This window comes from Streptomyces sp. NPDC005485 (assembly GCF_040606085.1).
In the GTDB taxonomy this organism is placed as follows: Bacteria; Actinomycetota; Actinomycetes; order Streptomycetales; family Streptomycetaceae; genus Streptomyces.
Window position 1 is genome coordinate 69,240 of sequence record NZ_JBEXDZ010000023.1, and the last position, 6,545, is coordinate 75,784.

General features: G+C 68.1%; 5 protein-coding genes. 2 read left to right on the top strand and 3 right to left on the bottom strand.

Annotation, left to right across the window (positions count from 1 at the left end; all coding sequences use genetic code 11):
* Positions 1 to 59: 59 nt before the first annotated feature.
* Positions 60 to 665, bottom strand: coding sequence for a YdbC family protein (locus tag ABZS97_RS11035; RefSeq protein ID WP_356136066.1), 606 nt, complete (start codon positions 663 to 665; stop codon positions 60 to 62).
* A 155-nt stretch (positions 666 to 820) separates the two neighbouring features.
* Between ABZS97_RS11035 and ABZS97_RS11040 the strand changes: the two genes are divergently transcribed.
* Positions 821 to 1,354 carry a TerD family protein gene (locus ABZS97_RS11040; RefSeq protein WP_356136068.1) on the top strand — a complete coding sequence of 178 codons (534 nt, stop codon included), beginning with the start codon at positions 821 to 823 and terminating at the stop codon, positions 1,352 to 1,354.
* A gap of 110 nt (positions 1,355 to 1,464) precedes the next feature.
* On the opposite strand, the gene ABZS97_RS11045 is transcribed toward ABZS97_RS11040, so the two are convergent.
* Complete coding sequence (locus tag ABZS97_RS11045) at positions 1,465 to 4,392, bottom strand: vitamin B12-dependent ribonucleotide reductase (RefSeq protein WP_356136070.1); 2,928 nt, start codon at positions 4,390 to 4,392, stop codon at positions 1,465 to 1,467.
* Positions 4,393 to 4,559: 167 nt separating this feature from the next.
* Positions 4,560 to 5,123, bottom strand: coding sequence for a transcriptional regulator NrdR (nrdR, locus tag ABZS97_RS11050; RefSeq protein ID WP_356136072.1), 564 nt, complete (start codon positions 5,121 to 5,123; stop codon positions 4,560 to 4,562).
* A 517-nt stretch (positions 5,124 to 5,640) separates the two neighbouring features.
* Between nrdR and lexA the strand changes: the two genes are divergently transcribed.
* Positions 5,641 to 6,420 (top strand): transcriptional repressor LexA, encoded by a 780-nt coding sequence (lexA, locus tag ABZS97_RS11055; protein WP_356136074.1) that lies wholly within the window; start codon positions 5,641 to 5,643, stop codon positions 6,418 to 6,420.
* Positions 6,421 to 6,545 lie beyond the last annotated feature (125 nt).

The following is a 6,545-nucleotide window of genomic DNA, read 5'->3' on the forward strand; positions in this document are numbered from 1 at the left end:
TCCATACGGCGTAGGTCACACAGCTCCTGCACACTCCGGGCCCACCACAGGCGACCGCGTCAGACGGTCCAGGAAGGCTCCAGCTGCACGATGTCCCCCGCCAGAGCCGCGACGTCCGCCTCCGTCTGGGCCCGCAGCGCGAGTCGTTCCACACGCTCGACGCGGTACTTGCCGTGCTCCGCGGCAGACCGCCACATGGACAGCACCAGGAACTCATGGCCGGGCGCCTCGCCGAACAGACCGCGCACCATGCCGGGCGAACCCGCCATCGCCGGGTTCCAGACCTTCTCCTGCATCAGGGCGAAGTGCTCGGCCCGCTCCTCGTGGACACGGCAGTGGGCCACCCGTACCAGGTCGGCATCTGTGAAGCGCGGTTCGAAACCGGTCTTCACGTCGAAGCGGTAGTCGAACAGCTTGACCTGCGAGTCCTTGAACGTGCCCGACTGCGACGCGGCGAGCCGGTCGTGGGAGCGGGCCATGAAGGAGTCGTAGAAGGCGCGGCTCTCCCAGAAGGCGAAGACGTGCGCCACCCCGGGCCGCCCCCGGCTCCAGCCTCCGCCCTGTCCCCGGAATCCCGGCTCACCCAGCAGCCCCGCCCACTTTCGCTGCCCCCGCTCGAAACCGCGGCGGTCCACCACGGTGCAGCGAATCCACTTGACCAGCACCGCGCCATCGTAAGGCCAGGGAACGTGGCGTCGGTCACGCTCCGGCTCAGTGCACCCGCGCGAGCGCCCCGGCGCGCGTGGCACGATGGACAATCGGCCTTGATTGCACAGCAGTTGAGGTGGGAAGTGCATCGGCAACGGGGAGGGAAGATCTGGTGAACGGCCTCAACAAGGGCATCCGCAAGGTCGAGGTCGCGGCGAAGTGGGATCCCAGTCCCCCCGGCCAGGCGGCCACGGATCTCGACATCATCGCCGCGACCTACGTCGCGGACGCGCCATACGGAGCCCCCGCCTACGTAGTGCACTTCGACAGCCGCTCCCCGGACGGCACCATCTACCTCAACCGGGACAGCAAGGACGGCAAGGGCTTCGGCTGGGACGAGGTCATGACCCTGGAGCTCGACCGGCTCGACAGCCGCTACGCGCGCGTGGTGGTCGGCGTCCTCATACAGCAGCGTGCCGGACGCCGGACGTTCGTCGGTGTGCTCAATCCCGGCGTGCGCCTGCGCGAGGGCTACACCGTCCTGGCGGAGGACGACTTCGGCAGCGTGCTGGGGTCGACGGCGGCCACGGTCGGGGAGTTCCGGCGCGACGCCTCCGGGGAGTGGTCCTTCTACCCGGGAATCCACGGCCACGACACGGAGCCGGCGTCCTTCGCCGCGGTCATGGGCAGCGCTCCCGACGCCTGATCGCCCCCTGTAGAGGTCCAAATTCGGTGAAACGCGAAGGGCGGTGGGGCTCATGCGCGAGCCCCACCGCCCTGACCGGTCAGTTCATGATGACCGGTGGCCGCTCAGTTTCAGCTGCATCCGCTGGTCGAACCGCAGCCCTCGCAGATGTAGCAGGAACCGGCCCGCTGCATCTTCGTACCGCAGGAGAAGCACAGCGGAGCGTCCGCCTGGATGCCCAGCTGCATCTCCACCAGCTCGGCGCTGGTGTGCGCCTGCTGGGGGGCCGGCTTGGCCGCCTCGACCTCGGCCTTCGGCGCGGCGACGGCCTTCAGCTCCTGCGCACGGGGGGCGGACCGCTCCTGCGCACGGGGCGCGGACTGGGCCAGGCCCTCGACGTCGACGTCCTCGTCGTCCATGGAGGGCTCGTACGAACCGGTCTCCAGGTGACGCTGGCGCTCCTCGGCGGAGTGGATGCCGAGCGCGGAGCGGGTCTCGAAGGGCAGGAAGTCCAGCGCCAGGCGGCGGAAGATGTAGTCGACGATCGACTGCGCCATCCGCACGTCCGGGTCGTCCGTCATGCCGGCCGGCTCGAAGCGCATGTTCGTGAACTTCGAGACGTACGTCTCCAGGGGCACGCCGTACTGCAGACCCACCGACACGGCGATCGAGAAGGCGTCCATCATGCCCGCGAGGGTCGAACCCTGCTTCGACATCTTCAGGAAGACCTCGCCGAGACCGTCGTCCGGGTAGGAGTTGGCGGTCATGTAGCCCTCGGCGCCGCCGACCGTGAAGGACGTCGTGATGCCGGGACGGCCCTTGGGGAGGCGCTTGCGGACCGGGCGGTACTCGACGACCTTCTCGACGGCCTTGCGGATCTCCGCCTCGGCCTTCGCGGTGACCTCGACCTTCTCCTTCTCCTTGGTCTTGGCGGAGAGGGGCTGGCCGACCTTGCAGTTGTCGCGGTAGATGGCGAGCGCCTTGACGCCCATCTTCCACGCCTCGAAGTAGACCTCTTCGACGTCCTCGACGGTCGCCGTCTCCGGCAGGTTGACCGTCTTGGAGAGCGCGCCGGAGATCCACGGCTGGATCGCGGCCATCATGCGGACGTGGCCCATCGCGGAGATGGAGCGCTCGCCCATGGCGCAGTCGAAGACCTCGTAGTGCTCGTGCTTGAGACCGGGGGCGTCGATCACATTGCCGTTCTCGGCGATGTGGGCGACGACCGCCTCGATCTGCTCCTCCTGGTAGCCCAGGCGGCGCAGGGCCTGCGGAACGGTGCCGTTGACGATCTGCATCGAGCCGCCGCCGACCAGCTTCTTGAACTTGACCAGCGCGAGGTCGGGCTCAAGGCCGGTGGTGTCGCAGGACATCGCGAGACCGATGGTGCCGGTCGGGGCGATGACGGACGCCTGCGAGTTGCGGAAGCCGTTCTTCTCGCCGAGGCGGAGCACGTCCTGCCAGGCCTCCGTGGCGGCGGCCCAGATCGGCGTGTCCAGGTCGTCCATGCGGACGGCCACGGCGTTGGCGTCGGAGTGCTGCTTCATGACGCGCTGGTGCGGCTGCGCGTTGCGGGCGTAGCCGTCGTACGCGCCGACGACCGCGGCGAGTTCGGCGGAACGCTTGTACGACGTACCCGTCATCAGCGAGGTGATGGCGCCGGCCAGGGCGCGGCCGCCGTTCGAGTCGTACGCGTGGCCGGTCGCCATCAGCAGGGCGCCGAGGTTGGCGTAGCCGATGCCGAGCTGGCGGAAGGCGCGGGTGTTCTCGCCGATCTTCTGGGTCGGGAAGTCCGCGAAGCAGATGGAGATGTCCATCGCGGTGATGACGAGCTCGACGACCTTCGAGAAGCGCTCCGCGTCGAAGGACTGGTGGCCGAGGCCGTCGTCCTTGAGGAACTTCATCAGGTTCAGCGAGGCGAGGTTGCAGGACGTGTTGTCCAGGTGCATGTACTCGCTGCAGGGGTTCGAGCCGTTGATACGGCCGGACTCCGGGCACGTGTGCCACTGGTTGATCGTGTCGTCGTACTGGATGCCCGGGTCGGCGCAGGCCCAGGCCGCCTCGGCCATCTTGCGGAAGAGCGACTTGGCGTCGACCTCCTCGATGACCTCGCCGGTCATGCGGGAGGTGAGGCCGAACTTGCCGCCCTCCTCGACCGCCTTCATGAAGGTGTCGTTCACGCGGACCGAGTTGTTGGCGTTCTGGTACTGGACGGACGTGATGTCGTCGCCGCCCAGGTCCATGTCGAAGCCCGCGTCACGCAGGGCGCGGATCTTCTCCTCTTCCTTCACCTTGGTCTGGATGAAGTCCTCGATGTCGGGGTGGTCGACGTCGAGGATGACCATCTTGGCGGCGCGACGCGTAGCGCCACCCGACTTGATCGTTCCTGCGGAGGCGTCGGCACCGCGCATGAAGGAGACCGGGCCGGAGGCGTTGCCGCCGGAGGACAGGAGCTCCTTGGAGGAGCGGATACGGGAGAGGTTCAGGCCGGCGCCGGAGCCGCCCTTGAAGATCATGCCCTCTTCCTTGTACCAGTCGAGGATCGACTCCATGGAGTCGTCGACGGCCAGGATGAAGCAGGCGGAGACCTGCTGGGGCTGGGGGGTCCCGACGTTGAACCAGACCGGGCTGTTGAAGCTGAAGATCTGGTGCAGGAGGGCGTACGCCAGCTCGTGCTCGAAGATCTCGGCGTCGGCGGGCGAGGCGAAGTACTTGTAGTCCTCACCGGCCTTCCGGTACGTCTTCACGATGCGGTCGATGAGCTGCTTGAGGCTCACCTCTCGCTGCGGGGTGCCGACGGCACCGCGGAAGTACTTACTGGTGACGATGTTGACCGCGTTCACCGACCAGAAGCCGGGGAACTCGACGCCACGCTGCTCGAAGTTGACCGAGCCGTCGCGCCAGTTGGTCATGACGACGTCACGGCGCTCCCACTCCACCTCGTCGTACGGATGCACGCCAGGGGTGGTGTGGATGCGCTCGATGCGCAGTCCCTTGCTGGCCTTGGCTCCGCTCTTCGCGCGGGAACCTCGTGCCGGACCGCTCGCCGTCTCTGTCATGCCGCCTCCCTGTATCAGGCTAAAACGCCCTGAAGTGCCATGTTCTTCCCATGGCACGGTGTGTGTCTGGTACTGCGAGAGCCGCAGAAACGCGGCCTCCCTCAGCAGGTCTGTGGTCGCCGCCGGTGGGCCGGGGCCGGACTGTCCGTCCGGGCCCGGCCCGCCGGTCAGTCGGCGGCGCCGGCGGGCACGGGGACCTGAGCAGTCCCTCCGGACCCGCGGTCGCTTTCCGGGCGCTCCGCGACAGCGTCTTCGTGGTCCTCGTCGTCCACGGCGGGACGCCGCCCCGTTTCGTCCCTGAGTTCCGCGATGGCGGCCTCGAAATCATCGAGCGAGTCGAACGCCCGGTACACGGACGCGAAACGCAGAAACGCGACGAGGTCGAGTTGCTGCAACGGGCCGAGTATGGCCAGACCCACGTCGTGGGTGGTCAGTTCGGCGCTTCCGGTGGCGCGCACCGCTTCCTCGACCCGCTGGCCGAGCTGGGCGAGCGCGTCCTCGGTGACAGGCCGCCCCTGACATGCCTTGCGTACGCCGTTGATGACCTTGGTACGGCTGAAGGGCTCGGTCACGCCGGAGCGCTTCACCACCATCAGCGAGCACGTCTCCACGGTCGTGAAACGACGGGAGCAGTCGGGACACTGGCGGCGCCTGCGGATCGACGTGCCGTCATCCGTCGTACGACTGTCGACGACGCGGCTGTCGGGGTGCCTGCAGAAGGGGCAGTGCATGGCTCCAACCCTCCTTCACAGCACGACTCAATAGCCTCGTAAGGCCCCTTGGGCCCCTCGAAGCAGCCCCAAGCATAGGCGATGGTCGAGGACCTGGAGGACAGGGGGACCACAACTTCTGGGCTGCTGTCGCAATCCAACCACTAGATATGGGGATCGGCCCGGAAATTCACCAACGACACGCGTGTCGCACCGGGATTGGCATGTGCCACGCGGCCATACCGCTGCCGGGCCGGACGAGGATACGGTGGACGCGGCACGACAGGGGGCCGGTCCCCGATTGACGGGGCGGCTGATGGCAGACTGACCTCCACCCGCGTGGGCCCACAAGGCCATCGCTCCGGCGGTGAAGAGTACAGCAATACGCCCTTTTGTCCGCCGGACACTTCGTCAGCCATACACCCAGGCGCTTGATCACGTCAGACAATCCACGGTTTTTCACTCGAACGTGTGTTTGGCGCAACCTTTCGAAAGCAACTACCGTTGTCCAGCAGGGAGACCATCGAGAGGGGCCGACGTGACCACCACCGCAGACAGCGCCACCATCACTGCCCAGGACCGCTCCCAGGGCCGACTCGAGCCGGTGCATGCGATGAACGAAGCAGCCATGAATCACGAGGGGCCCAAGCGCTCCCTGCCCGGCCGACCTCCAGGCATCCGGGCCGACAGCACCGGACTCACCGACCGGCAGCGCCGGGTGATCGAGGTCATCAGGGACTCCGTGCAGCGGCGGGGCTACCCGCCGTCGATGCGTGAGATCGGACAGGCCGTGGGCCTCTCCAGCACGTCCTCGGTCGCACACCAGCTGATGGCGCTGGAACGCAAGGGCTTCCTGCGCCGCGACCCGCACCGCCCGCGCGCGTACGAGGTCCGCGGCAGCGACCAGTCCTCCGCACAGCCCACCGATACGGCGGGCAAGCCGGCCGCGTCGTACGTCCCGCTCGTCGGCCGCATCGCCGCCGGTGGACCGATCCTCGCCGAGGAGTCGGTCGAGGACGTCTTCCCGCTTCCCCGCCAGCTCGTCGGCGACGGTGAGCTGTTCGTCCTCAAGGTCGTCGGTGACTCGATGATCGAGGCCGCGATCTGCGACGGGGACTGGGTGACGGTCCGCCGCCAGCCGGTCGCGGAGAACGGCGACATCGTGGCCGCGATGCTGGACGGCGAGGCCACGGTCAAGCGCTTCAAGCGCGAGGACGGCCACGTGTGGCTGCTGCCCCACAACTCCGCGTACCAGCCGATTCCCGGTGACGAGGCGACCATCCTCGGCAAGGTCGTCGCGGTGCTCCGGCGGATCTGACAGCCCGCGGTGGGCCGACGCCCGCCCCAGACCGGGCCCCGGAACCAACTGCGCCGGTTCCGGGGCCCTGTGCGTTGTATGGCCGGGGGGGGGGGGGGGCGGGGGCGGGGGGGGGGGGGGGCGGG